Origin of the sequence: Loktanella sp. IMCC34160 (assembly GCF_004145845.1) — a bacterium.
Lineage (GTDB): Bacteria > Pseudomonadota > Alphaproteobacteria > Rhodobacterales > Rhodobacteraceae > SELP01.
This window is the reverse complement of sequence record NZ_SELP01000004.1, coordinates 68,928-91,266: the sequence shown is the minus strand read 5'-3', so window position 1 is coordinate 91,266 and position 22,339 is coordinate 68,928. Positions and strand designations below refer to the sequence as shown.

General features: G+C 63.1%; 26 protein-coding genes and 1 riboswitch. Of the genes, 3 read left to right on the top strand and 23 right to left on the bottom strand.

What is annotated here, in order from left to right:
- Positions 1 to 34 precede the first annotated feature (34 nt).
- The 8 genes from EU803_RS11565 to EU803_RS11530 form a co-directional block, all read right to left on the bottom strand.
- Complete coding sequence (locus EU803_RS11565) at positions 35 to 475, bottom strand: hypothetical protein (protein ID WP_207209195.1); 441 nt, start codon at positions 473 to 475, stop codon at positions 35 to 37.
- A gap of 230 nt (positions 476 to 705) precedes the next feature.
- Positions 706 to 1,953, bottom strand: a complete 1,248-nt coding sequence (gene trpB / locus EU803_RS11560; RefSeq protein ID WP_129682962.1) for a tryptophan synthase subunit beta — start codon at positions 1,951 to 1,953, stop codon at positions 706 to 708.
- 38 nt (positions 1,954 to 1,991) lie between these two features.
- Positions 1,992 to 2,789, bottom strand: a complete 798-nt coding sequence (locus EU803_RS11555) for a hypothetical protein (RefSeq protein ID WP_129682960.1) — start codon at positions 2,787 to 2,789, stop codon at positions 1,992 to 1,994.
- A gap of 185 nt (positions 2,790 to 2,974) precedes the next feature.
- Positions 2,975 to 3,619, bottom strand: coding sequence for a phosphoribosylanthranilate isomerase (locus EU803_RS11550; protein WP_129682958.1), 645 nt, complete (start codon positions 3,617 to 3,619; stop codon positions 2,975 to 2,977).
- Complete coding sequence (locus EU803_RS11545) at positions 3,619 to 3,960, bottom strand: lipopolysaccharide assembly protein LapA domain-containing protein (protein ID WP_129682956.1); 342 nt, start codon at positions 3,958 to 3,960, stop codon at positions 3,619 to 3,621. The genes EU803_RS11550 and EU803_RS11545 overlap by 1 nt, the downstream gene beginning before the upstream one ends.
- Before the next feature lie 10 nt (positions 3,961 to 3,970).
- A complete protein-coding gene (ihfB, locus tag EU803_RS11540) occupies positions 3,971 to 4,252 on the bottom strand; it encodes an integration host factor subunit beta (RefSeq protein WP_129682954.1) in 282 nt (93 codons plus the stop codon).
- A 278-nt stretch (positions 4,253 to 4,530) separates the two neighbouring features.
- Positions 4,531 to 6,210, bottom strand: coding sequence for a 30S ribosomal protein S1 (gene rpsA / locus EU803_RS11535; protein WP_129682952.1), 1,680 nt, complete (start codon positions 6,208 to 6,210; stop codon positions 4,531 to 4,533).
- Positions 6,211 to 6,416: 206 nt separating this feature from the next.
- Positions 6,417 to 6,836 (bottom strand): DUF6326 family protein, encoded by a 420-nt coding sequence (locus EU803_RS11530; protein WP_129682951.1) that lies wholly within the window; start codon positions 6,834 to 6,836, stop codon positions 6,417 to 6,419.
- A gap of 89 nt (positions 6,837 to 6,925) precedes the next feature.
- Between EU803_RS11530 and EU803_RS11525 the strand changes: the two genes are divergently transcribed.
- Entirely contained in the window at positions 6,926 to 7,825 is a 900-nt protein-coding gene (locus EU803_RS11525) for a LysR family transcriptional regulator (RefSeq protein WP_129682949.1), read from the top strand.
- On the opposite strand, the gene cmk is transcribed toward EU803_RS11525, so the two are convergent.
- The 3 genes from cmk to trmB form a co-directional block, all read right to left on the bottom strand.
- Complete coding sequence (gene cmk / locus EU803_RS11520) at positions 7,815 to 8,423, bottom strand: (d)CMP kinase (RefSeq protein ID WP_129682947.1); 609 nt, start codon at positions 8,421 to 8,423, stop codon at positions 7,815 to 7,817. The two genes, EU803_RS11525 and cmk, sit on opposite strands and share 11 nt — an antisense overlap.
- Before the next feature lie 121 nt (positions 8,424 to 8,544).
- Complete coding sequence (gene aroA, locus EU803_RS11515) at positions 8,545 to 9,897, bottom strand: 3-phosphoshikimate 1-carboxyvinyltransferase (protein ID WP_129682945.1); 1,353 nt, start codon at positions 9,895 to 9,897, stop codon at positions 8,545 to 8,547.
- Positions 9,898 to 9,990: 93 nt separating this feature from the next.
- Positions 9,991 to 10,710 carry a tRNA (guanosine(46)-N7)-methyltransferase TrmB gene (gene trmB, locus EU803_RS11510; protein ID WP_129682943.1) on the bottom strand — a complete coding sequence of 240 codons (720 nt, stop codon included), beginning with the start codon at positions 10,708 to 10,710 and terminating at the stop codon, positions 9,991 to 9,993.
- Positions 10,711 to 10,900: 190 nt separating this feature from the next.
- Between trmB and EU803_RS11505 the strand changes: the two genes are divergently transcribed.
- Positions 10,901 to 11,311: a DoxX family protein gene (locus EU803_RS11505; protein WP_129682941.1), complete on the top strand. Its 411-nt coding sequence runs from the start codon at positions 10,901 to 10,903 to the stop codon at positions 11,309 to 11,311.
- A 35-nt stretch (positions 11,312 to 11,346) separates the two neighbouring features.
- Here the strand turns inward: EU803_RS11505 and EU803_RS11500 are convergent, their stop codons facing one another.
- The 10 genes from EU803_RS11500 to miaB form a co-directional block, all read right to left on the bottom strand.
- Positions 11,347 to 11,742, bottom strand: coding sequence for a GFA family protein (locus EU803_RS11500; protein WP_129682940.1), 396 nt, complete (start codon positions 11,740 to 11,742; stop codon positions 11,347 to 11,349).
- A gap of 57 nt (positions 11,743 to 11,799) precedes the next feature.
- The gene (locus tag EU803_RS11495; protein WP_129682938.1) at positions 11,800 to 12,132 is read right to left on the bottom strand and encodes a hypothetical protein; all 333 of its coding nucleotides are present in this window, start codon (positions 12,130 to 12,132) and stop codon (positions 11,800 to 11,802) included.
- Positions 12,133 to 12,310: 178 nt separating this feature from the next.
- Positions 12,311 to 13,492 (bottom strand): methionine adenosyltransferase, encoded by a 1,182-nt coding sequence (gene metK / locus EU803_RS11490; protein ID WP_129682937.1) that lies wholly within the window; start codon positions 13,490 to 13,492, stop codon positions 12,311 to 12,313.
- Between the two features lie 5 nt (positions 13,493 to 13,497).
- Positions 13,498 to 13,546: riboswitch (SAM-SAH riboswitch) on the bottom strand.
- 20 nt (positions 13,547 to 13,566) lie between these two features.
- Positions 13,567 to 15,063, bottom strand: coding sequence for an apolipoprotein N-acyltransferase (gene lnt / locus EU803_RS11485; protein ID WP_129682935.1), 1,497 nt, complete (start codon positions 15,061 to 15,063; stop codon positions 13,567 to 13,569).
- Entirely contained in the window at positions 15,050 to 15,958 is a 909-nt protein-coding gene (locus EU803_RS11480; protein ID WP_129682933.1) for a hemolysin family protein, read from the bottom strand. Before EU803_RS11480 ends, lnt begins: the two co-directional genes overlap by 14 nt.
- Before the next feature lie 40 nt (positions 15,959 to 15,998).
- Positions 15,999 to 16,508, bottom strand: coding sequence for an rRNA maturation RNase YbeY (ybeY, locus tag EU803_RS11475; protein WP_129682932.1), 510 nt, complete (start codon positions 16,506 to 16,508; stop codon positions 15,999 to 16,001).
- A complete protein-coding gene (locus tag EU803_RS11470) occupies positions 16,505 to 17,527 on the bottom strand; it encodes a PhoH family protein (protein ID WP_129682930.1) in 1,023 nt (340 codons plus the stop codon). The genes ybeY and EU803_RS11470 overlap by 4 nt, the downstream gene beginning before the upstream one ends.
- 152 nt (positions 17,528 to 17,679) lie before the next feature.
- Positions 17,680 to 18,021 carry a hypothetical protein gene (locus tag EU803_RS11465; RefSeq protein ID WP_129682928.1) on the bottom strand — a complete coding sequence of 114 codons (342 nt, stop codon included), beginning with the start codon at positions 18,019 to 18,021 and terminating at the stop codon, positions 17,680 to 17,682.
- A gap of 11 nt (positions 18,022 to 18,032) precedes the next feature.
- Positions 18,033 to 18,590 (bottom strand): OmpA family protein, encoded by a 558-nt coding sequence (locus EU803_RS11460; RefSeq protein WP_129682926.1) that lies wholly within the window; start codon positions 18,588 to 18,590, stop codon positions 18,033 to 18,035.
- 235 nt (positions 18,591 to 18,825) lie between these two features.
- Entirely contained in the window at positions 18,826 to 20,163 is a 1,338-nt protein-coding gene (gene miaB / locus EU803_RS11455) for a tRNA (N6-isopentenyl adenosine(37)-C2)-methylthiotransferase MiaB (protein ID WP_129682924.1), read from the bottom strand.
- Positions 20,164 to 20,293: 130 nt separating this feature from the next.
- Here miaB and EU803_RS11450 point away from each other — a divergent pair, with 130 nt between their 5' ends.
- The gene (locus tag EU803_RS11450) at positions 20,294 to 21,172 is read left to right on the top strand and encodes a hypothetical protein (protein ID WP_129682922.1); all 879 of its coding nucleotides are present in this window, start codon (positions 20,294 to 20,296) and stop codon (positions 21,170 to 21,172) included.
- A 37-nt stretch (positions 21,173 to 21,209) separates the two neighbouring features.
- On the opposite strand, the gene EU803_RS11445 is transcribed toward EU803_RS11450, so the two are convergent.
- Together EU803_RS11445 and irrA are read right to left on the bottom strand one after the other, a co-directional pair.
- Positions 21,210 to 21,788, bottom strand: a complete 579-nt coding sequence (locus EU803_RS11445; protein WP_207209194.1) for a transposase — start codon at positions 21,786 to 21,788, stop codon at positions 21,210 to 21,212.
- A 73-nt stretch (positions 21,789 to 21,861) separates the two neighbouring features.
- On the bottom strand, positions 21,862 to 22,287 hold the full coding sequence (irrA, locus tag EU803_RS11440) for an iron response transcriptional regulator IrrA (RefSeq protein ID WP_129682920.1): 426 nt from the start codon (positions 22,285 to 22,287) through the stop codon (positions 21,862 to 21,864).
- Positions 22,288 to 22,339: the final 52 nt, after the last annotated feature.

Sequence of the window (22,339 nt, the reverse complement as noted above, 5' to 3'; positions counted from 1 at the left end):
ATACCTCGACCCGGTCTTTGGCGGCGATCAACCGTCACACGTCGTCCTCCTTGTCGTCTTCTTCTTCCTCGTCGTCCTCTTCCTCTTCCTCTTCCTCTTCTTCGTCGTCCTCTTCTTCCTCGTCGTCCTCTTCCTCGTCATCATCGTCGTCGTCGGGTTCATCGTCGTCGACGCCGCCCTGCCCGTCCGGATCAAACAGAACCGGCCCGGTGTTTCCGCTGTCATCGTCATCCAGCGCCTGAATGAAGTCGCGCAGAATTTCGCCTGTCGTGGGATTGAACACGATTTCGCGGCGGTATCGGCTGCTGGTCGCGATGATGCGCACACGCCCAAGCAAGGTGTGCGATACCTCGTAGCTGACGAACCCTTGCTGGGTCAGTTGCGCGATGATCTGATCCTGCACACTGTCCGCCCAAGCGGCGCCGGGTAGTGCCAGCATCGCAGTCAGAAATGTTGAGGCCAAAAGACGTTTCATAGCGGTTTCTACCAAGTTGCCCGGAGCGCGGGAAGCGCCCGAAAGAATCAGCCACCGGACCGGCGGCTTTCACCCATCAACAAAGCGCCCTGTTGCGCCGATTTCCATTGCCTTGGGGTTTACGCGTCAGCCCATCGCGCCCCGATTCCGCCCATAAACCAGAGTTTACCAAGAAAAATGGGCCCTCCGCTGCGGCGGAAGGCCCGACTTTCTTCAGGTTCGGCGCAGTCCTAGTCGGCGTCGCGCCCGACAGTATCGGACATGTCAAAGCCCAGATGCCGGGCGACGGTAAAGATGTCCTTGTCGCCGCGACCACAAAGATTCATGCAGATGATGTGATCCTTGGGCAGGTCGGGGGCGATCTTGGCCACATGAGCCAGCGCGTGGGACGGTTCCAGCGCGGGGATGATGCCCTCGGTCTCGCAGCACAGCTGGAACGCCTCCAGCGCCTCCTTGTCGGTGATCGCGACATATTCGGCGCGCCCGACCTCGTGCAGCCAGGAATGTTCCGGCCCGATCCCGGGATAGTCCAGACCCGCCGAGATCGAGAAGCCTTCGAGGATCTGTCCGTCGTCGTCCTGAAGCAGGTAGGTGCGGTTGCCGTGCAGCACCCCAGGACGCCCGCCGGTCAGCGAGGCGCAATGTTCCATTTTCATGTCGACGCCCTTGCCGCCGGCCTCGACGCCGATGATCCGCACGTCCTTGTCATCGAGGAAGGGGAAGAACAGGCCCATCGCGTTCGACCCGCCACCGATTGCCGCGATGATCGTATCGGGCAGGCGGCCTTCGGCTGCCATCATCTGTTCCTTGGCTTCCTTGCCGATGATCGACTGGAAATCCCGGACCATGGCCGGATAGGGGTGCGGCCCGGCAACGGTGCCGATGCAATAGAAGGTGTCGCGCACGTTGGTTACCCAGTCGCGCAGCGCGTCGTTCATTGCGTCCTTCAGCGTGCCACGGCCGGACGTGACCGGGATCACTTCCGCGCCCAGAAGACGCATCCGGAACACGTTGGGCGCCTGACGTTCAACGTCGTGCTTGCCCATGTAGACGATGCATTTCAGCCCGAACTTGGCGCAGACCGTCGCGGTGGCCACCCCGTGTTGGCCCGCGCCGGTTTCGGCGATGATCCGGGTCTTGCCCATGCGGCGGGCAAGGATGATCTGGCCCAGCACGTTGTTGATCTTATGCGCGCCGGTGTGGTTCAGCTCGTCCCGCTTGAAATAGATCTTGGCCCCGCCCAGACGCTCGGTCAGCCGTTCGGCGTAATACAGCGGCGATGGACGGCCCACGTAATTGGTCCAAAGATCGTCCATCTCGGCCCAGAAGGTCTCGTCGGTCTTGGCTCTCTCGTATTCCGCCTCAAGATCGAGGATCAGCGGCATCAGCGTTTCCGACACGAACCGCCCGCCGAAATCGCCGAAGCGGCCGTTTTCATCCGGGCCGGACATGAAGGAATTGAAAAGATCGTTGGCCATGTGCGCTCCTTCGGGTTTGGGCTGTTTTGCTTGCTGCGTCAGGAACTGTAAAGTTCCGAAATCGTCCGGCGCAGCATTGCTGGGGCTTTTTCGCCAAGATAGGCCAATAGGTCGGGCCTGACAGCCTCTGCATAGTCAAAGACATCCGCCTCGGTGTCGAAGACCATACGACCGGTCGATGGTTGCGGGGTCGGGAAGGGTTGGCCCATACGCGCTTCGGCCCATTCGATATCCGCGCGGTTTTCGTCAACAAGCTGGTGCAGATCCGCGGGGATCACCGAAAACTTCGAACTGCCGAAGCCGCGAAGGGCCTGCACCACTTTTCGCCGGTCCTGCAGCGACAGGTCGACCCTTCCTTCGGCGCAGGCGATGCCAAACCTGTAAAGAACCGCGAAGGATTCCGCCGCGAGGGATTCGTTGTTCAACCGGTCGAAATCCGGCGTCTCGACCCCGATCCAACGGGCAAGATCGGCGACGACATCTTGTTCGAATAGCGCGGAGCGGTCGTAGAGGCGCACCGTCACCCGGTCTTCGCCCAGGGTGTCGAACCATGGCTCAATCCGCTTGCGGAAGCCGGGGTAGAGGCGATCCTTGGTGAACCTGTCGTCACCAGTCCCCGCGGCAAGCCCGTAGATGCGTTGGCTCATCAGGCTGGTCATATAGGCCAGGGGTTCACGTAGATAGCAGATGGCCCGGATATCGGGGTGCGTTTCGCGGATGACCTGCACCAGCCCCGGCAGGGTTTGGGGGTGCATTGCGACGGCGGTCAGCGTTTCGGCAGAAATCAGAACTTTGTCGCCAGAGCGGCGCAACAATTTCCCAAGATGGGCCAGCATCTCTGCTTGCCTCGCCGGGTCGCGTCTGGCCCGGCGCAGGCAAATCTGTGAAATCAGATGCGAATGATTGGCCCGTTCATAGGGCAAGTAGGTCAAGCCCGCAGGCGTCGCCGATCGGAACGCGCGCTGAACGGCGCTTGTCCCCGTCTTGTTGAATCCAAGATGCAGGTAGGCCGTGGGTCCGGTCACGACCGGGCGGCCTCGACAAAGGCGGCCATCATGGCCGGGTCCTTTTCGCCGGGCGCGGATTCGACACCCGAGGCGACATCGACCTGCCGGGCCCCGGTCATCTGGACCGCCAACGCGACATTATCAGCGGTCAGCCCCCCGGCAAGCATCCATGGGCGGCGCCAGTATTTGCGGTTCACAAGCCGCCAATCGAAGGGCAGGCCATTGCCGCCCGGCAAGTCCGCACCCTTTGGGGCCTTGGCATCAATCAGCAACTGATCGGCCACGTCGGAATAGATGTCGATCGCCGCCACGTCTTCGGGTCCGGCGATGCCGATGGCCTTCATCACCGGAAGTCCAAAGCGGGCGCGAACCTCGGCCACCCGCTCTGGCGTTTCGGACCCGTGCAACTGGATCATGTCGGCGGTGGTCCGGTCCACGATCTCGGCAATGCCGGCGTCGTCCATATTCACCACCAGCGCGACCTTGGCCACGCCGACGGGCACTTCAAGCATGAGCGCGGCGGCCTGATCGACGGTCACGAACCGAGGGCTTTTGGGAAAGAAGTTGAACCCGACATAGCGGGCACCGGCCGCGACCGCGCCCAAGACCTGATCGCGGGTCTTCAGCCCGCAAATCTTCACCGCCGTGTCTTTGGGCATCAGTTTCCGTCCAGAAGGGCGATGATATCATCCTTGCCGTCGGTCTCGCGCGTGCGGGCCACTTCCCGCCTCAGCTGCTCCAGCTCGCGCGCGCGGACCCGTGCCTCGGCCCGCTGCCGATATTCGCGGATCCATTCCCAGAAGAACCCGATCAGAAGGCCAAGACCGACACCCAGGAACAGGACCACGAACAGCGGCAGTTCGATGACCGGCGAAATCCCGAGCAGTTCGGCCAGCCGATCCGGCATCGCCCGCAGCACGGTTGGTTCACGATTGGCCAGCCCGACAAGGATCAGGCACAGCGCGACAATGGCCCAGAAGGCGTAACGAATGGTTTTCATGTGGCGGAGTTTACGCCCCGTTCAGCCGGTCGCGCAACAGCTTGCCGGTCTTGAAGAACGGAACATGCTTTTCTTCGACTGCGACAGATTCGCCTGTCCGGGGATTGCGGCCAGTCCGCCCATCCCGTTTCTTGACCGAAAATGCGCCGAAACCACGCAGTTCAACCCGATCTCCTCGGGCCATGGCGTCCGTGATTTCTTCGAAGATTGTGTTGACGATCTTTTCGACGTCGCGCTGATAAAGATGCGGGTTTTCGTCTGCGATCTTCTGGATCAGTTCGGACCTGATCATTCCTCAACCCCCCGGGGACGATTTTTATCATTCTCTGCGGGTTGGTCCCGCTCCATCGACCCAGACTATAGGCGGAAAATCGGTTCGCGATACAGGGTTTCGTTCCGATTTGTCGAATAATCCCCGATTCTTGGCGCTCTGGCCGCGTCCGAACGCCCCGCCGGGACGTGAACCGGCCACGGGCCCCGCGCCGATGAAACGATGGTTAGGCATGATTCGCACAGAAAAGGGCCCCGGCGTCACCGCCGGGGCCCCTGTCATCCCAACCGGGTCGGGAATTATTCGTCGCCCTTGAGCGCTGCGCCAAGGATGTCGCCCAGCGACGCGCCCGAGTCGGACGAGCCATACTGCTCAACGGCTTCCTTTTCTTCGGCGATTTCGCGGGCCTTGATCGACAGACCCAGCTTGCGGGTCTTGCTGTCGATGTTGGTCACGCGCACGTCGACCTTGTCACCAACGCCGAAACGCTCGGGGCGCTGTTCGGCACGGTCACGCGACAGATCGGAGCGGCGGATGAAGGACTTCATGCCTTCGTATTCCACTTCGATCCCGCCGTCTTCGATGGCGGTCACGTTCACGGTGATGATCGAGCCACGCTTCACGCCACCAACGGCATCGGCGAACGGGTCACCGTCCAGGGCTTTGATCGAGAGCGAAATGCGCTCTTTCTCGACGTCCACTTCGGTGACCTTGGCCTTGACCATGTCGCCCTTGCGGTAGGACTGGATGGCGTCTTCGCCACGCTCGTCCCAGGACAGGTCGGACAAGTGCACCATGCCGTCGATCTCGCCCGGCAGGCCGATGAACAGACCGAATTCGGTGATGTTCTTGACTTCGCCTTCGACCTCGGTCCCTTCCGGGTGGGTTTCGGCAAAGACTTCCCACGGGTTGCGCATGGTCTGCTTGAGACCAAGGGAAACGCGACGCTTGGCGCTGTCGATTTCCAGAACCATGACTTCCACTTCCTGGCTGGTCGAAACGATCTTGCCGGGGTGGACGTTCTTCTTGGTCCAGGACATTTCGGAAACGTGGACAAGGCCTTCGACGCCCGGTTCCAGTTCCACGAACGCGCCGTAGTCGGTGATGTTGGTCACGCGGCCGGTGTGCACGGTTTCCAGCGCATACTTGGCCTCGACGGCGTCCCACGGATCGTCCTGCAGCTGCTTCATGCCAAGGCTGATGCGGTGAGTTTCCTTGTTGATCTTGATGACCTGAACCTTGATGGTCTCGCCGATCGACAGGATTTCGGACGGGTGGTTGACCCGGCGCCATGCCATGTCGGTGACGTGCAGCAGGCCGTCAACACCGCCCAGATCGACGAAGGCGCCGTATTCGGTGATGTTCTTGACGACACCGTCAACAGCCTGGCCTTCGGTCAGGTTGCCGATGACCTCGGCGCGCTGTTCGGCACGCGATTCTTCAAGGATGGCGCGACGCGACACAACGATGTTGCCACGGCGACGGTCCATTTTCAGAATCTGGAACGGCTGCTTGAGACCCATCAGCGGGCCGGCGTCGCGCACGGGGCGCACGTCAACCTGGCTACCGGGAAGGAACGCAACAGCGCCGCCCAGATCGACGGTGAAGCCGCCCTTGACGCGGCCAAAGATGGCACCGTCAACGCGCAGTTCGTCGGCATAGGCTTTTTCCAGACGATCCCAGGCTTCCTCGCGGCGCGCCATTTCGCGCGACAGGACAGCTTCGCCACGGGCGTTTTCAGCGGCGCGGAGGTAAACCTCGACTTCGTCGCCAACGCTGATTTCCGGGGATTCACCGGGGTTTGCGAATTCTTTAAGTTCGACACGGCCTTCCATCTTGTAGCCGACGTCGATGATGGCCTGGCCTGCCTCGATGGCGATGACCTTGCCTTTGACGACGGAACCTTCTTCGGGGGTGTCGATTTCGAAGCTTTCGTTAAGGAGGGCTTCGAATTCCTCCATGGTGTTTTTAGCGCACATATGCGGTTCGTTTCCTTTTGTGTGTCTATTCGGGCCAGGCGGTTGTCTCCGCCGGTCTTTGGGTTTCGGTTGGTCGAAGCAACGAAGAAAACAAAGAGGGCCGGAATGTTCCGACCCTGCCCCGATCTCTGTTCACGACTGTGCCGCCGCTTCAACAGGCGCGCGTATAGGGGATTTCGCGCCTGTCGACAAGAGGGCGGCGTGGGTTAGCGCTCCATCTCTGGGGTCCAGGTCCAGGCCAGCCAGACAATCGTGGCGGTCGTGGCGATCTCGATCAGGCCGAACATCCAGTAATAGGCGGTGCTGGGGGTCATCAGGGTGGCGATCATCACCACGGTCTTGATCGTCCCGATCCCGATGTTGAACCAGCGGGCGCAGGTGTAGGCCATGATCCGGGTCAGCAGCACCATAAAGATCGGCAGCATCATCAGGACGCCCGCCGCGACAAGGAAGCCTTGGGTCATTTCCACGCCGCCAACCGTGCCGGTCAGCACCTGTTCCAGAACTGTCCGGTCGAACAGCCCGAGGATGTCGCAATAGGCGTAGAGGAACATCACAAAGACCCAGAGCGTGAACAGAAGCTCGCGCCGGGGAAGTTTGTGGGGGGCTTGGGCATTGGGGTGCATGGGGTTCTCCTTGATCCTTGGGCCCGGAATAGGCCCAGTTGCGCCTCATGCGAATTGACAAAATTTGTTGCCAAGTCATACAAATTTGCATGGATAGCCCGAAAATCGACTGGAACCACCTGCGCAGCTTCCTTGCCACGGCCGAGGCCGGGTCGTTTTCCGCCGCGGCCATCGCACTTGGCACGACGCAGCCGACCATCAGCCGTCAGGTCGCGGCACTTGAGGCGACGCTTGGCGTGACCTTGTTCGAACGGGTCGGCCAGCGGATCGAGCTGACCCCCGCGGCCCGCGATCTGGTGCCGATGGCCGCCGACATGAACCGCGCCGCCAGCGCCATCAGCCGGTCCGCCTTTGGCATGTCCCAGACCCTTGCGGGCGAGGTGCGGATCACGGCGACAGACCTGTTCGCCTCGCGCATCCTGCCGCCGCTGATCGCGCGGATGCGGGCGGAAGCGCCCGAGATCACCATCGTCCTGATCCCCGGCAACGATCACAAGAACCTGCAAACCCGCGAGGCCGACATCGCGGTCCGCAATATCCGCCCCACAGAACCGGAACTGATCGGCACCCGCCTGCCTGACGCGACCGGGCGTTTCTATGCGGCGCGCAGCTATCTTGACCGGATCGGGCCGATCAACACGCTGGCCGACCTGTCCCGCGCGGATTTCATCAATATCGACGACCGCGAGGGGTATTTGCAGTTCTACCAGTCGATGGGGTTTCCGGTAACGGCGGCGAATTTTCCCTATGTGACAGAGGACCACAACGTCATGTGGGAAATGGTGCGGGCCGGGCTGGGCATCGGCCCCTGTGACGCGCGGGTTGGCGACGCGGACCCAGATGTTGTCCCCGTCCTGCCGGATCTGCCGCCGATCCCCTTCCCGGTCTGGCTTTTGGTGCATCGGGATGTGCGGTCGAACCGGCGGGTGCGGCACGTGTTCGATTTTCTGGCAGAGGCCTTCAAGGCCGAGGCGGGCGTCAGCCCCTGACCGCGTCCACAACAGCGATGGCGCGGGCGACGGCCTGTTCAATCGTCAGGTCCGAGGTGTCGATCAGCACGGCATCCTCGGCTGGCTTCAACGGCGCGGCGGCGCGGCTTTGGTCGCGGTCATCGCGGGCACGGACATCGGCAGCCACGTCTTCGAGCGTCACCTCATGCCCATTGCCCAGCAACTCGCGATAGCGGCGGTCGGCGCGGGCCTCGACACTGGCGGTCACGAACAGCTTTGCCTCGGCGTCCGGGCAGATCACGGTGCCGATGTCGCGCCCGTCCAGAACCGCCCCGCCATCGCGGCGGGCAAAGGCGCGCTGGAAATCCACAAGCGCCGCGCGGACGTCGGCAATAACGGCAACCTTGCTGGCGGCCTGCGCCACATCCGGCGTGCGTAGATTGTCCGCCTCAAGGTCTTCGGCACACAGGGCACGGGCGGCCTCTACCGGGTCGGCCCCGGCCAGAACCCTGGCCCCGACCGCGCGATACAGCAGCCCGGTGTCCAGATGGGCGAAACCGAAATGCGCCGCGACCGCCTTGGAAATCGTGCCCTTGCCAGCGGCAGCAGGCCCGTCGATTGCGATGGTGAACGCCATGGTCAAAACCCCCGTGGTGTACCGACGTAAATCTCGAACAGCCGGATCGCCCCCAGAACTGCAATCACGCCAATCACGATGCGGGCGCGCCAGTTGGGCTTTGCCGGCTCGTCCGCCATGATCAGCTGTTGTCCCGGCTGACCTGCGCCCCAAGGCTGGCCATCAGCGGCTCGAAAATCGGGAAGGACGTGGCAATCGGGCCGCCATCATCGACGCGCATCGGTTTTTCGGTGGCCATGCCCATGACCATGAAGGACATGGCGATGCGGTGATCCAGTCGGCTTTCAACGGTCACGCCGCCCGGCACATTGCCAAATCCGCGCCCGGTGACGATCCACCAATCCTCGCCCTCGTCCACGGTGACCCCGGCAGCGCGCAGCCCCTTGGCCATCGCGTCGATCCGGTCGGATTCCTTGACCCGCAGTTCCTTGACCCCCTTCATCACGGTCTGACCTTCGGCAAAGGCGGCGACCACGGACAGGACGGGGTATTCGTCGATCATGCTGGCGGCGCGTTCCGGCGGAACCTCGACCCCCTTCAGGTTAGGGCTGAATTTGGCGCGCAGGTCGGCAACGGGTTCGCCGCCCTCTTCGCGCAGGTTCTCATATTCCAGATCGGCGCCCATTTCGCGCAGGGTGGTGAAGAGGCCAGCGCGGGTGGGGTTGAGGCCGATATTCGGGACCAGAACGTCGGACCCTTCGGTGATCAGCGCCGCACAAACCGGGAAGGCGGCCGACGACGGATCACGCGGGACGACGATGGCCTGGGGTTTCAACTCGGGCTGGCCCGTCAGGGTGATGACCCGGCCTGCGTCGGTCTCTTCGACGGTCAGCTCTGCCCCGAACCCCACCAACATCCGTTCGGTATGGTCGCGGGTCGCCTCTTTCTCGATCACGACGGTCTGGCCCGGTGCGTTCAACCCGGCCAGAAGGACGGCGGATTTCACCTGGGCCGAGGGCACCGGCACCGTGTAGGTCACAGGGACCGGATCGGCGGCGCCGACGATGGTCATCGGCAGGCGCCCCCCGGTGCGGCCAAAGGCCTGCGCCCCGAACAGGGCAAGCGGGTCCGTGACCCGGCCCATGGGTCGCGAATTGAGCGAGGCGTCGCCGGTGAAGGTCGCGGTGATCGGCGAGGTCGCCATGCAGCCCATGATCAGCCGGACCCCGGTGCCGGAGTTGCCGCAGTCGATCACCTGTTCCGGTTCCGCAAAGCCGCCGACGCCGACCCCGTTGACCGTCCATTCGCCATTGCCGTGATCCGTCACCTCGGCCCCGAAGGCGCGCATCGCCTTGGCGGTGTCCAGAACGTCCTGCCCTTCCAGAAGGCCGCTGATCCGGGTTTCCCCCACCGACAGTGCACCAAGGATCAACGAGCGGTGCGAGATCGACTTGTCGCCGGGTACGCGGGCCTCGCCCGTAAGGGGGCCGCATTTGCGGGAGGTCATGGGAATGGGAGTGCCGTGGCCGGACATCATGTGGTCCTTCGTGATCAGATGTTAGCGCCCTGATAGACCAGAGCGCGCGCAGGGTCCATAAGGCCCGGCAATGGTGGGTTGAAACCCACCTTACGGGCGCAGAAAGGTCAGGTAATGCGGTGTGCGGCCTTCGCGCAGGGCCTTTTGTTCGTAGCGGGTCGAAATCCAGTCGTCCCAAGGATCGCGCCAGTCAGCGGGCCCTTCGGCTGTCCATTTGAACCCAGCCTTGGGCACCTCTTGCAAGGTCTGGCGCACGTAGTCTTCGATGTCGGTCGCCACGCGGAATTCCGCCCCCGGTTTCAGCACCTCGAACAGGGGCGCAAGGTGATCCTGGGTCACGAAGCGCCGCCGGTGGTGGCGTTTCTTGGGCCAGGGGTCCGGGTAGTTCAGAAAGGCCTTGGCCACCGACCCTTTGGGCAGCACATCGAACAGGTCGCGCGCGTCGCCCGGATGCACGGCAAGGTTTGTCACCCCGGCCTCGCGGATCTTGCCCAGAAGCATGGCGACCCCGTTGATATAGGGCTCGCAGCCGATGATCCCGACGTTCGGATAGCGGGCGGCCATGTGAACCATATGTTCGCCCCCGCCAAAGCCGATCTCGACCCAGATCTCCTGTTTCCCCGGAAACAGGGCGGCAAGGTCCAGCGGGGTCCGGTCGGGGTTTTCCTCCCACCCAACCGCGCCGGGAGAGAGCGCGGCAAGGTCTTCGTCAAGATAGGCTTCCTGCGACTTGCGCAGGCCCTTGCCCTTGAGCCGGCCATAGAAGTTGCGCCACGGGGCGCCGGTGGGATGTGTGTTGTCATCGGTCATGCGCGGCCTCTAGCGCGGGGGCGCGGGCGGATCAATGGGCCGATCACGGCGGGTGGGTCAAGACCCACCTTACACAAGAGGGGCGGAACTGTGCGCCACCCCACACAAGATGTTCAAATCATCCGAATTGTGCGGCGCCCGCAGATCAAGGCAAGTCATGTCAACAGCAACCCCGATAGGAACCCTCGATATGAACTCCACCCAATATGCCGCCCCGCTGGGCCGCGTTTTCCTTGCCTTCATCTTCATCATGGCCGGTGCCCAGAAGATCACCGGCTACTCCGGAACCGCCCAATACATGGAAATGATGGGCGTTCCCGGCGCGCTTCTGCCGCTGGTGATCCTGACCGAACTTGGCGGCGGCATCGCCCTGCTGATCGGCTGGCAGACCCGCATCATCGCCTTCCTTCTGGCGGGCTTCAGCCTGCTGTCCGGCTTCCTGTTCCATCTTGTGCCCTCGTTCGGCATGGAGGGCATGGCCGCCCAGACCGAGATGATCATGTTCATGAAGAACGTGGCGATCGCGGGCGGGATGCTGATGATCGTGGCCCTTGGCGCAGGCACCCTGTCGCTGGATCAGCGCAAGGCCGCAGCAGCCTGACCTGTCCTGAGGGGGCCGTTTGCGCGGCCCCCGCATCAGGCCCAGAAATCGGCAACGCAGCGCCCGTCGCGCGGGGTGTCGTCGAACGTTACCAGCCCATCGAATCGATCCACGGGAATATGGGCAACCACTTCCGGTTCTGCCAATCTCAGGTTGACAGCAATCCGGGTCCGCCCGTCCTTGTTCGGTTCGTGGCCACGCCACCAGCTTACACAGCCGCATGTCGGGCAGAAGTGGAACTCGATATCGCCGCTGTCGGCCCGACGGTAATGATGGGTCGGGCCCGAGGTATGTATCGCCTCGCCTTCCCAATCATAGGCCCAAATGACCCCGTAGCGACGGCAGACAGTGCAGTTGCAGACAGTCGCATCCTCTGGCGTGCGGTCAAAACGCCACTGTACGGCGCCGCAATGGCATTTCCCTTCAATCATCGCCGGTCCTTTCCCCAGATCAGGCCAGTCTAGCCCGTCCCGGTGACAGCGCAACGATCAGGCGTCGGGAATGTGCTCTCCGGTCCAATAGGCATCGTCGGAATACTGGATCCCGACAGACAGGGCGCAGCGCTGGTTCAGATGGCGGCCGAGTTCGGCCCGCAGGTCGGCCAGCAGGGCTTGGGTAAAGGCGTGATCGCGGTGCGGCTTGGTCAGCATTGACAGGGTCAGCAGGCAATGGGTGTGGTGAAACGCTGCCGCCGGGTAGGCCCGGCCCTTGCAGGCACCCGCCCCGCCATCATGGCGCAGGATCAGCTGTTCGATCCCCCGCAAGACCGCGGGGGCGTCGATGTTCAGGTCAGCCGAATATTTCAGCTCTGCATGGGGCATGTCGGCACCTCTTGTTATCCAATTGGCACGATAAGGTGCCGCTTTGCTCCTGCCGACCGCGGGTGGCGCTGATCGCGCCGCCAATTGGGGCGGTCGGCGCGTGGCCAATCTGGCGATTGGCCCAATGGCTGCCGGACCCGACCACTCATCGGCCGGGAACACCCGCAGGATCGCCGGATCAGACCGCCCGCTTCAGCGCGTCGGCCAGATCGGTCCGTTCCCAGCTGAAGCCGCCATCGGCCTCGGGTTTGCGGCCAAAGTGACCATAGGCGGCGGTGCGCTGGTAGATCGGGCGGTTCAGGCCCAGATGGGTGCGGATGCCGCGCGGGGTCAGGTCCATGCATTGGTCGATCGCGCGTTCGATGGCCGCCGGATCGACCTCGCCGGTGCCATGCGTGTCGGCATAGATCGACAGGGGCCGGGCCACACCGATGGCATAGGACAGCTGAATCGTGCATTTGTCGGCCATGCCCGCGGCGACAACGTTCTTGGCAAGATAGCGGGCGGCATAGGCGGCAGACCGGTCCACCTTGGTCGGGTCCTTGCCGGAAAACGCGCCGCCGCCATGGGGGGCCGCGCCGCCGTAGGTATCGACGATGATCTTGCGCCCGGTCAGGCCCGCGTCCCCATCGGGGCCGCCGATCACGAATTTGCCGGTGGGGTTCACGTGCCAGATGGTCTCGGCGCTGATCCAGCCTTCGGGCAGAACTTCGCGAATGTAGGGTTCGACCACATTGCGCACATCATCCGAGGTCATGGATGCATCAAGGTGCTGGGTGGACAGAACGATCGAGGCCACGCCGACCGGTTTGCCATGTTCATAGCGAACGGACAGCTGCGATTTGGCGTCGGGGCCAAGGGTCGGTTCGGTCCCGTTCTTGCGCACCTCGGCCAGCCGCCGCAGGATCGCGTGGGAATACTGGATCGGGGCGGGCATCAGATCGGGCGTTTCGTTGGTGGCAAAGCCAAACATGATCCCCTGATCGCCCGCGCCTTCGTCCTTGTTGTCGGCCGCGTCGACGCCTTGGGCAATATGGGCGGATTGTTCGTGCAGCAGGTTCGTCACTTCGACGGTCTGCCAGTGGAATTTGTCCTGCTCATAGCCGATGTCGCGGATGCAGTCGCGCGCGATCTGGTCGATCCGGCCCATATATTCGGACAGCTTCGCCTGATCGGACAGCCCAACCTCTCCGCCGATTACAACCCGGTTGGTGGTGGCGAAGGCTTCGCAGGCGACCCGCGCTTCGGGTTCTTCCGCGATGAAGGCGTCAAGGACGGCATCGGAAATCCGGTCACAGACCTTGTCCGGGTGCCCCTCGGACACGGATTCCGAGGTGAAGATGTAGTTCGCGCGGGTCATGGGGATGCTCCATTGGGTTTTTCCCGCCACGCCAGGAAGCCGTTGTGACGGGGGATATTGTTCGGAAGTTAGGGCTATTGATCGGCTTGAACAGGGTCAATCGAAAAGCGACGCCGCCCCAAAATGACCCCGGAAATGGCGAGAATTAGCAACAACAGCGCCGGGATGTCGCCCCAGCGCAGATAGGGCGTGGGGCCAAGATCGGCGGGCAAAGGGGCATCTGTCCAGCCGTCCGTGTTCATCGGCAGGCTTTCGGTGATCCGCCCGCGCCCGTCGATCATCGCCGAGACGCCGGTATTAGCGACCCGGACCATCGGGAGGCCCGTTTCGATGGCGCGCAGCCGGGCCTGTGCCAGATGCTGTCGCGGGCCAGTGCCGGGGCCAAACCACGCGTCATTGGTGATCAGCACCAACAGACGGGGCCGGTCGCCCGCGATAACTGCCGCACGAACTTCTTCGGCGAAAATTCCTTCGTAGCAGATCAGCGGAACTGCCTGCCCCAATCCCGGCAGCAGAATACGCGGCACCCCCTGGCCTTTTGAGAACCCGCCCCCTTCCGACGCGGCCAGTCCGCGCAACCCGAACCGTCCGATCACCTCTCCGAAGGGGATGTATTCGCCGAAGGGCACAAGGTGGCGCTTGTCATAGATCGACCGGACCTCGCCCCCCAACCCCAGCACCGCAAGGGCGTTGTAGTACCGGCTTTGGTCGCGCCGGTTCAGGCCAAGGATGACGGGGGCACCGCGGGCCGCCTCGCCCACTTCGTCAAAGATCGGGTCGGCATATTCCATCAGGTAGGGGATCGCGGTTTCCGGCCAGACGACCAGCGCGGGCGGCTGCCCCTGCGCCGTTGCGGTGATCAGGCGGTTGTAGAAGACCGGCACCCGGTCCGGGTCCCATTTTTCGTCCTGTGGTGCGTTGGGTTGTACCAGCCGCACCACGGGCGCACCCGCGTCCGGCGCGGGCGCGGCGCCGGGCGATAGGGCAAATGCGGCAACAGCCCCGCTTAGGACGACTGCACCACCTATGACCCGCCTGCCATCCCAAAGCGCGGTCAGCCCCCAGACCAGCAGCGTGGTCAACAGGATCAGCCCATGCGGCCCGGCAATGGCGGCCAGTTGGGCCAGAGGCGTCTCAATCCAGATGTGCCCGATATTCGCCCAGGGAAAGCCGGTGAAAATATAGGCGCGGCAGACCTCGGCCCCGGCCAGCAGCACGAGGACCCCGGCCCGGCCCAGCCGGAACCGGGCTGTGATCCCGCAGGCCAGCGCCCAGAACAGGGCCAGCCCCGCCGCCATGAACACCACGGCAAAAGGGGCCATCCAGCCGTGGATGTCGGGTTCAACGAAGAAGGGGAAAACGATCCAATGCAGCGCGGTCCCGAAATATCCGGTGCCCAGCGCCCAACCGTCCCAGGCCGCGCCCCGTCCCGTGGGGCGCATCCAGACCACTGCGGCAGCCAGCGCCGGCAGGGTCAGCCACCACAGCCCCCACGGGGCCTGCCCCAATGCCGCGACCGCGCCAAGGACAGCAAATGCGGCCAGCCTGCGCCAGCCGCTATTCGGCAGCATGTGGCAGGCGGACTCGCAACCGCTTGATCCGGCGGGGGTCGGCCTCGACCACTTCGAATTCCGGGCCGGATGGATGGCGGATCACCTCGCCCCGCGCGGGGACATGGCCGGATAGCATGAAGACAAGGCCGCCAAGCGTGTCGACCTCTTCACCGTCGATCTCTTCATGCTCGGTCAGCGGCATCCCGATCTCGGCCTCGAACTCCTCCAGCGGGGTGCGGGCCTGCGCCATGTAGACGCCCGGTTTCTCGCAAGAGAAACTTTCGGCTTCGTCCACGTCATGTTCGTCTTCGATCTCGCCCACGACCTGTTCGATCAGGTCTTCGATGGTCAGCAGACCGTCGGTGCCGCCGTATTCGTCGATCACAAGGGCCATGTGGATCCGCTCGGCCTGCATTTTTTGCAGCAGGATGCCGATGGGCATGGACGGGGGCACGTAGAGAAGCGGGCGCAGCATCGCGCGCATGTCGAATTCAGAGGTGTCGCCGTTGAACCCGTAACGCAGCGCGAAGTCCTTCAGGTTGGCAATCCCGATCGGGGTGTCGAGCGTTCCTTCATAGACCGGGATCCGGGTCAGCCCGCTTTCGCGGAAGACCTCGACCAGTTCATCCTTCGAAATGGTCACCGAAACGGCCACGATTTCCGCCTTGGGGATCGCCACATCCTCGACCCGCATACGGCGCAGGTTCAGCATTCCCGGAACGGGGCTGCCGTTCGCGGGGGCGCGGGACTGTGTCTCGTTGTGCGGATCGCTGTCGTCCTCGACCGGGGTCAAGGCATCGAAAATGCGGCTGAAGAAGCCCTTGCCCTGATTACTCTGGGCCTCGGTCGTCTCTGTCTGGTCCGGTTGCGCGCCATGCGCTGCGCTAGAGGACCCGTCTGCGGTATCGCCCATCTTCTCCTGTATCCATGGCGCGCGGATCTGCCCGGCGCCTTCAGTCTTCCCGGTAATATGGGTCCGGGACCCCCAGTTTGCCAAGTATCTCCACCTCTAAACCTTCCATAAGGGTGGCATCCGGGTCACGGATGTGATCGTAGCCCAGAAGATGTAACACCCCGTGAACGACAAGATGCGTGGTGTGATCGGCCAGTGGCTTGCCCGCCTCGGCGGCTTCGCGGGCGCAAGTATCATAGGAAATCGCAATATCGCCCAGTTCAACCGTGCCGAACATATCGGGCTCGGGCAGGTCCGGCCGGGCGCCGGGGGCATCGGCGCCACGTTCCTCGGCCGGCCAGGACAGCACGTTGGTCGGAACCGCTTTGCCCCGGAATTCGGTATTCAACCCGGCGATCCGGGCATCGTCACAGGCCAGAACCGACAACTCGCAGTCGTCGCTCAGGCCAAGGTGATCCAGAACCGCCTCGGTCGCGGTAGCAACAAGATCGTCGAATCCAACATCAGCCCAGCGGGGATCGGCGATGTCGATACTGATGTCGGCAGTCACAACACGCCGCCGTTGTCCGCCCTGTCGTAGGCTTCGATGATCGCGGCGACCAGCGGGTGGCGGACCACGTCCTTGGCCGTGAAATAATTGAAGCTGATCTTGTCGATCCCCTTCAGAAGCCGTTCTGCATCGGCAAGGCCCGATGTCTGGCCCCGGGGCAGGTCCACCTGACTGCGGTCGCCGGTGATGACCATGCGGCTGCCTTCGCCAAGCCGGGTCAGGAACATCTTCATCTGCATGGTGGTGGCGTTCTGCGCCTCGTCCAGCACGACAAAGGCATTCGCCAGGGTCCGACCCCGCATGAAGGCCAAGGGCGCAATTTCAATGCGCTTTTCCTCGATCAGCTTGGCGGTCTGCTTGCCCGGAAGGAAGTCGTTCAACGCGTCGTACAGCGGCTGCATGAAGGGATCGACCTTGTCCTTCATGTCACCGGGCAAATAGCCGAGCTTTTCCCCGGCCTCGACCGCGGGGCGGGACAGGATGATCCGGTCGACCTTGCCTTCGATGAACAGGTTCACGCCCACGGCGACGGCCAGATAGGTCTTGCCCGTCCCGGCCGGGCCGATGCCAAAGGCCATCTCGTGATTGAACAGGTTGCGGACATAGGCCTTCTGCGCATCGGTGCGCGGCTCCACCAGCTTGCGGCGGGTCTTGATCTCGACCGGGCCTTTGCCGAACATCTCCATCTGGTCGCCCGCAAGCGTGCCGGTATCGGCTTCGGACGACCCCATGCGCAACTCGCGATCCACATCGGCCAGTTCTACGCTGCGCCCGGATTCCAGCCGACCATAAAGGGCCTGAAGCACGTCGCTGGCAGCCTTGCGGGGGGCTTCCTCTCCGACGATGGCAAGGTGATTGCCGCGGCGCAGGATCTGCACTTGCAGGTCGTTTTCGATCTTGGCCAGGTTCCTGTCGTATTCGCCACACAGGTCGATCAGCAGGAAATTATCGGGGAACTCCAAATGGGTTTCGGCAAGTTCCGGGTTGGTTTCAAGCGGGGGCAGGATGCTCGTGGCCAAAAATCGCGACTCCTCTTAGGCGGGCTTGGGTCGATGGTGGCAATTCGGCTTGCCATGCGCAAGGCATGACGCGCGCAGGTCACAACTTTGCGACGAAAAAGGCCGCAGCAGATGCTGCGGCCCTTCTGGCATTCGTGATGTCCGCTGCGCGATCACAGGAAGTCTGGGATCGGCGTGCCGTCCTTGAACGGCCCGGTTGCGGTTTCCGGCGGGGCCACGCCCGAACAGACCGGAAGACCATCCGGCGTCAGACGCTCGGACAGGTATCCTTCGACACCATCGTCGATGATCCAGTGGTCACACCCATTCGGGTCGACCCAGATACCTGCGATCAGCGTGGACAGGTCGTGGGCATTGATCCCGCGGTCGATCGACTTGTCGGCGGGCACGGTGCCATGGGCCGTCAGGCCACCGCCTTCAAAGCCCTCGGCGCCGACACAGGCGGACAGGGATCCGGCCGCTGCAAGGATTGCGATGCTCTTTACTAGGTTCATCTCACTCATCCTCACTTCAGGCAGTAGATTTCGACGCGGCGGTTCTGAGCCATTCCGCCTTCGGGGGTGTCGTTCGGCGCGCGCGGGCTGCGTTCGCCAAAGCCGCGCACATCCGCGACGCGGGCCCCGGCGCCTGCCGCAACCTGTGCAACCGCGTTGGCCCGGTTCGCGGACAGGCGCATGTTGTATTCATCCGAAGCGCGGCTGTCGGTGTGGCCGTAGATCAAGAAGGCAAAGGTGCCATTCGCCATCGACTGCTGGAAGAACTGCGTCAGGCGCTGCCGGTTCGCTGCGTTGATGTTGTGGCGGTCCGTCGCGAACAGCTGGTCCGTCGGGATCACGCCGCAAATCTCGGACCGGTGGCAGACCGGGCGGCCATCGCGGGTCCGGTGTGGCGACATATAGCCCTCGGCCCCGTCATCCATCACCCAATGCTCACACCCATCCGGATCGATCCAGATCCCCGGAATATACCGTTCACCCTGAACAACCCGGCTGTCCTGCGCTGTTGCCGCACCCGCGACCAAGGCCAGACCCAGCGCAGCCGCTGTGATTGCTCCGAAGGTCATACGTGCGGTTTTCTTGATTTCGCTTGCCACAGAAATGCCCTTTACGCTTCCAGCGCGACCGGATTGCTCAAGCCGCGCACTTCAACTCCCGTCATAATCTTACCAAATTTGGGGGATATGGGAAGCTCAAAAGGGTATATATTGTATTCGATTGCAGAACAGTGCCGCCGAATTGCGGCGATTGTTCCGTGTCCCCGTGCGAAATCCAGACGGGTTCTCAGATGGCCCGCTGGCCTCAGCTCTGGCCGATCAGTTCCCCAGCAAGCGAGTTCGGCCCGCTGTCTTTGATTCTGACCCGCGCAATCTGTCCCCGCAGGTCCGCCGGGGCAAGCGCGTGGACGGCGTGCAGATATTCTGATTTTCCAACCATCTGGCCCGGCAGGCGGCCTTCCTTTTCGAACAGGACAGACACCTCGCGCCCGACCATGCTGTCCTGAAGCGCGCGCTGCTGTTGGGTGATCAGCGCCTGCAACCGGGCCAGCCGATCCGAGGCGACCTCGGGGTCGACCATCTTGGTCACCTTTTCGGCCGCGGGGGTTCCGGGGCGGGCCGAATATTTGAACGAGAACGCGGTGCCATAGCCCGCGTCGCGCACGATCGCCAGCGTGTCGTCGAAATCCGCATCCGTCTCACCCGGGAAGCCGACGATGAAATCCCCCGACAGGTGTAGATCGGGACGGGCGGCCCGGATGCGTTCGATCAGCTTCAGATAGCTTTCGGCGGTGTGTTTGCGGTTCATCGCCTTGAGAATCCGGTCCGACCCGGACTGCACCGGCAGATGCAGGTAGGGCATCAGCTTGTCGCAGGTGCCGTGCGCCTCGATCAGCGCGTCGTCCATGTCGTTGGGGTGCGAGGTGGTGAACCGGATGCGGTCCAGCCCGTCGATATCCGACAGCGCCCAGATCAGCCCGGCCAGACCCTTTTCATGCCCGTGATAGGCATTCACGTTTTGGCCCAGCAGTGTAATCTCGCGCACCCCCGCCTCGACCAGTTCGCGCGCCTCGCGCAGGATCCGGTCCGCCGGGCGGCTGACCTCGGCCCCACGGGTATAGGGGACCACGCAGAAGGAACAGAATTTATCGCAACCTTCCTGCACCGTCAGAAAGGCGGTCGGGCCGCGCTTGGCTTTGGGGCGGGATTTCAGGGTTTCGAATTTGTCTTCCTCGGGAAATTCCGTGTCGAGGACCTTTGCCCCCTTTCCCGCCGCCTCTTCCAGGGCGGGAAGCCGGTGATAGGACTGCGGGCCAACCACAAGATCGACCATCGGCTGACGCAGCATGATCTCTTCGCCCTCGGCCTGCGCGACGCAGCCCGCGACACCGATCTTCAGCTCCGGCTTTGCATCTTTCAGCGGCTTCAACCGGCCCAGTTCGGAATAGACCTTTTCGGCGGCCTTTTCCCGGATGTGGCAGGTGTTCAGCAGGATCATGTCCGCATCTTCCGGCGTCGCCGTTTCAACATAGCCCTTGCCGCCCAGCGCCTCGGCCATGCGTTCGCTGTCGTAGACGTTCATCTGGCACCCGTAGGTCTTGATGAACAGCTTCTTTGGCGCGTCGGTCTTGGGATCGGACATCGGGCAGGTTCCGCATTGGCAGGCGTGGCTTGGATCGCGCCTACCTAGCGCGGGCGCCCCAGTCTTGCAATGCACCCGGTTTTAACGGAACTTGCGGCAGTGTCGGGCGGGTCCATTCGGAAGGGTAAACATGGCAGAGCATTATTCGAGCCTCACCTCCTTTCTGCGATTGGGCAAGGTCGCGTTGGCGAAGGGGCCGGTCGCGCTGTTGCTGATCGAAGACGGGGTCGAGATTGCATCGACCCTGCGCCACAATATCGACGCGGGCTTCAAGAAAGTGATCGCCTTCGGATCGCCGGACATCCCCTTCCCGAAGGGGATGGAGGAACTGGTGGTGCGGGTCGATCACGATCTCTCCGCAGAGGGCGCGATGGAGGCCGTGATCAACGGTTGCATCGAAGCGGCACCGAGGGGAACGTGGCTCTACTACAGCTACAACGCCGAATACCTGTTTCACCCGTTTTGCGAACATCGCAACATCGCAGAGATGCTTGCCTTCAACACCGAAGAGCGGCGGGATACGGTTCTGACCTATGTGGTCGACCTCTATGCCGGGGATCTCGACAGCAACCCTTCCGCAGTCTGTCTTGACGATGCCTATCTGGACAAATCGGGCTACTACGCGCTGGCCCGGCCTGACCCCGCAAACCACAATCACCCGAAAGAACGGCAGTTGGATTTCTTCGGTGGTCTGCGCTGGCGGTTCGAGGAACATATCCCGGCCCCGCGGCGGCGGATCGACAGGGTGTCACTGTTCCGGTCCAAGCCGGGGCTGCGCATCCTGCCCAACCACACGTTCAACGACGAGGAATACAATACCTACGCCTGTCCCTGGCACCATAACCTGACGGCGGCGGTCTGTTCCTTCCGGACGGCCAAGGCGCTGAAGCGGAACCCCGGATCGACCTATGACATCCAGACATTCCGCTGGCATAACTCCGCCACGTTCACATGGCATTCGCAGCAGCTTTTGGATCTGGGGCTAATGGAGCCAGGACAGTGGTTCTAGGGACGGTGGTTCTAGGGATGGTGGGTTGAAACCCACCTTACGCCCGTCTGGACACCGCGGCCCGTAAGGTGGGTCTTGACCCACCCTGCCCGGCAAATCCCGGCCCGATCGGCGGCTGGGCACCGCCGAACCGGCTGTCACGATGGACCGAGGAGTAGGGCCAGGCATCGGGGCGCGGCACCAAGCCCGCGCGCACCCGCGCCTCGTGGATCAGTCTGCGATGCGCCTCGAGGTCCGAGGCGTCGCGGATCAGATGCTCCCAGAACCGGCGCTGCCAGATCCCTTTCTCGCCCTTGCGCAGTTGGCTGTCGCGCGGCAATCCCGGCGGCGGCTGGTGGCGCGAAAAGGTGGATTTGATCAACCGCCAGCGCTTCGGGAAATCCGCGTCCCCTTCGGGCAGGGTCCAGATCATGTGCAGATGGTCCGGGAGGATCACCGCCGCGTCGATGTCGAAAGGCCAGCGGGCCTTTGCGGTCGCCACGCAATCGCGCAACAACCCAACCTCGCGCAACAGCAGGTCAGACTGCCGGTCGGCAAGACGGACGGTGAAGAACCATGTGCCCCCGGGCACGAAAAGGCGGCAATAGCAGGACATGGCGCCAGCCTGCCGCAGCATGGTTAATGGTGGGTTAAAACCCACCTTACATCGGTGGGGCAAAGTAAGGTGGGTCTTGACCCACCGCTACAGATCAGCTGCGCCGCAGCCGGATCACCACGTCCACCGCGGCAATCTCTGCCCCATCGGGGGCCTTGGGCAGCCGGCGAATTTCAAGCTGTTCGCTGGGCGCGTCGGTCAGGGCCGCGCTGTCTTCCCAATAGAAGTGCGGGTGGTTCGAGGTATTGGTATCGAAATAGCTTTTCGATCCGTCCACGGTAATCTCGCGCATCAGCCCGGCTTCGCAAAAGGCCCGCAGGGTGTTGTAAACCGTGGCCAGCGACACTTTCTCGCCCGCCTCGCGCGCGGCATCGAACAGCCATTCGGCGGTCACATGCCGGTCCTGTCCGTCGCCTACCAGAAGCGCCGCAAGCGTGACCCGCTGGCGGGTCGGCCGCAGCCCGACCCCGGCAAGCCAATCGCCGCCGCGCGTTTCCATCTGGGTGTCGAGTTCCCGCATACCGGCCCCGTGTCTATATCCGATCATCAACATATGTCGCTTTGCCCCGGGA

Coding starts and splice junctions, on each gene's coding strand:
- metK (WP_129682937.1), bottom strand. CDS start 13,492: ATGACCCGCGCGAACTACATCTTCACCTCGGAATCCGTGTCCGAGGGG.
- lnt (WP_129682935.1), bottom strand. CDS start 15,063: ATGCTGCCGAATAGCGGCTGGCGCAGGCTGGCCGCATTTGCTGTCCTT.
- EU803_RS11445 (WP_207209194.1), bottom strand. CDS start 21,788: ATGCTGCGGCAGGCTGGCGCCATGTCCTGCTATTGCCGCCTTTTCGTG.
- EU803_RS11505 (WP_129682941.1), top strand. CDS start 10,901: ATGAACTCCACCCAATATGCCGCCCCGCTGGGCCGCGTTTTCCTTGCC.
- EU803_RS11555 (WP_129682960.1), bottom strand. CDS start 2,789: ATGCTGGCCCATCTTGGGAAATTGTTGCGCCGCTCTGGCGACAAAGTT.
- aroA (WP_129682945.1), bottom strand. CDS start 9,897: ATGTCCGGCCACGGCACTCCCATTCCCATGACCTCCCGCAAATGCGGC.
- EU803_RS11495 (WP_129682938.1), bottom strand. CDS start 12,132: ATGCCCCATGCAGAGCTGAAATATTCGGCTGACCTGAACATCGACGCC.
- EU803_RS11525 (WP_129682949.1), top strand. CDS start 6,926: ATGGATAGCCCGAAAATCGACTGGAACCACCTGCGCAGCTTCCTTGCC.
- EU803_RS11450 (WP_129682922.1), top strand. CDS start 20,294: ATGGCAGAGCATTATTCGAGCCTCACCTCCTTTCTGCGATTGGGCAAG.
- cmk (WP_129682947.1), bottom strand. CDS start 8,423: ATGGCGTTCACCATCGCAATCGACGGGCCTGCTGCCGCTGGCAAGGGC.
- EU803_RS11460 (WP_129682926.1), bottom strand. CDS start 18,590: ATGACCTTCGGAGCAATCACAGCGGCTGCGCTGGGTCTGGCCTTGGTC.
- EU803_RS11565 (WP_207209195.1), bottom strand. CDS start 475: ATGAAACGTCTTTTGGCCTCAACATTTCTGACTGCGATGCTGGCACTA.
- trpB (WP_129682962.1), bottom strand. CDS start 1,953: ATGGCCAACGATCTTTTCAATTCCTTCATGTCCGGCCCGGATGAAAAC.
- EU803_RS11500 (WP_129682940.1), bottom strand. CDS start 11,742: ATGATTGAAGGGAAATGCCATTGCGGCGCCGTACAGTGGCGTTTTGAC.
- rpsA (WP_129682952.1), bottom strand. CDS start 6,210: ATGTGCGCTAAAAACACCATGGAGGAATTCGAAGCCCTCCTTAACGAA.
- ihfB (WP_129682954.1), bottom strand. CDS start 4,252: ATGATCAGGTCCGAACTGATCCAGAAGATCGCAGACGAAAACCCGCAT.
- EU803_RS11530 (WP_129682951.1), bottom strand. CDS start 6,836: ATGCACCCCAATGCCCAAGCCCCCCACAAACTTCCCCGGCGCGAGCTT.
- irrA (WP_129682920.1), bottom strand. CDS start 22,287: ATGCGGGAACTCGACACCCAGATGGAAACGCGCGGCGGCGATTGGCTT.
- EU803_RS11465 (WP_129682928.1), bottom strand. CDS start 18,021: ATGAACCTAGTAAAGAGCATCGCAATCCTTGCAGCGGCCGGATCCCTG.
- EU803_RS11480 (WP_129682933.1), bottom strand. CDS start 15,958: ATGGGCGATACCGCAGACGGGTCCTCTAGCGCAGCGCATGGCGCGCAA.
- miaB (WP_129682924.1), bottom strand. CDS start 20,163: ATGTCCGATCCCAAGACCGACGCGCCAAAGAAGCTGTTCATCAAGACC.
- EU803_RS11550 (WP_129682958.1), bottom strand. CDS start 3,619: ATGCCCAAAGACACGGCGGTGAAGATTTGCGGGCTGAAGACCCGCGAT.
- EU803_RS11545 (WP_129682956.1), bottom strand. CDS start 3,960: ATGAAAACCATTCGTTACGCCTTCTGGGCCATTGTCGCGCTGTGCCTG.
- trmB (WP_129682943.1), bottom strand. CDS start 10,710: ATGACCGATGACAACACACATCCCACCGGCGCCCCGTGGCGCAACTTC.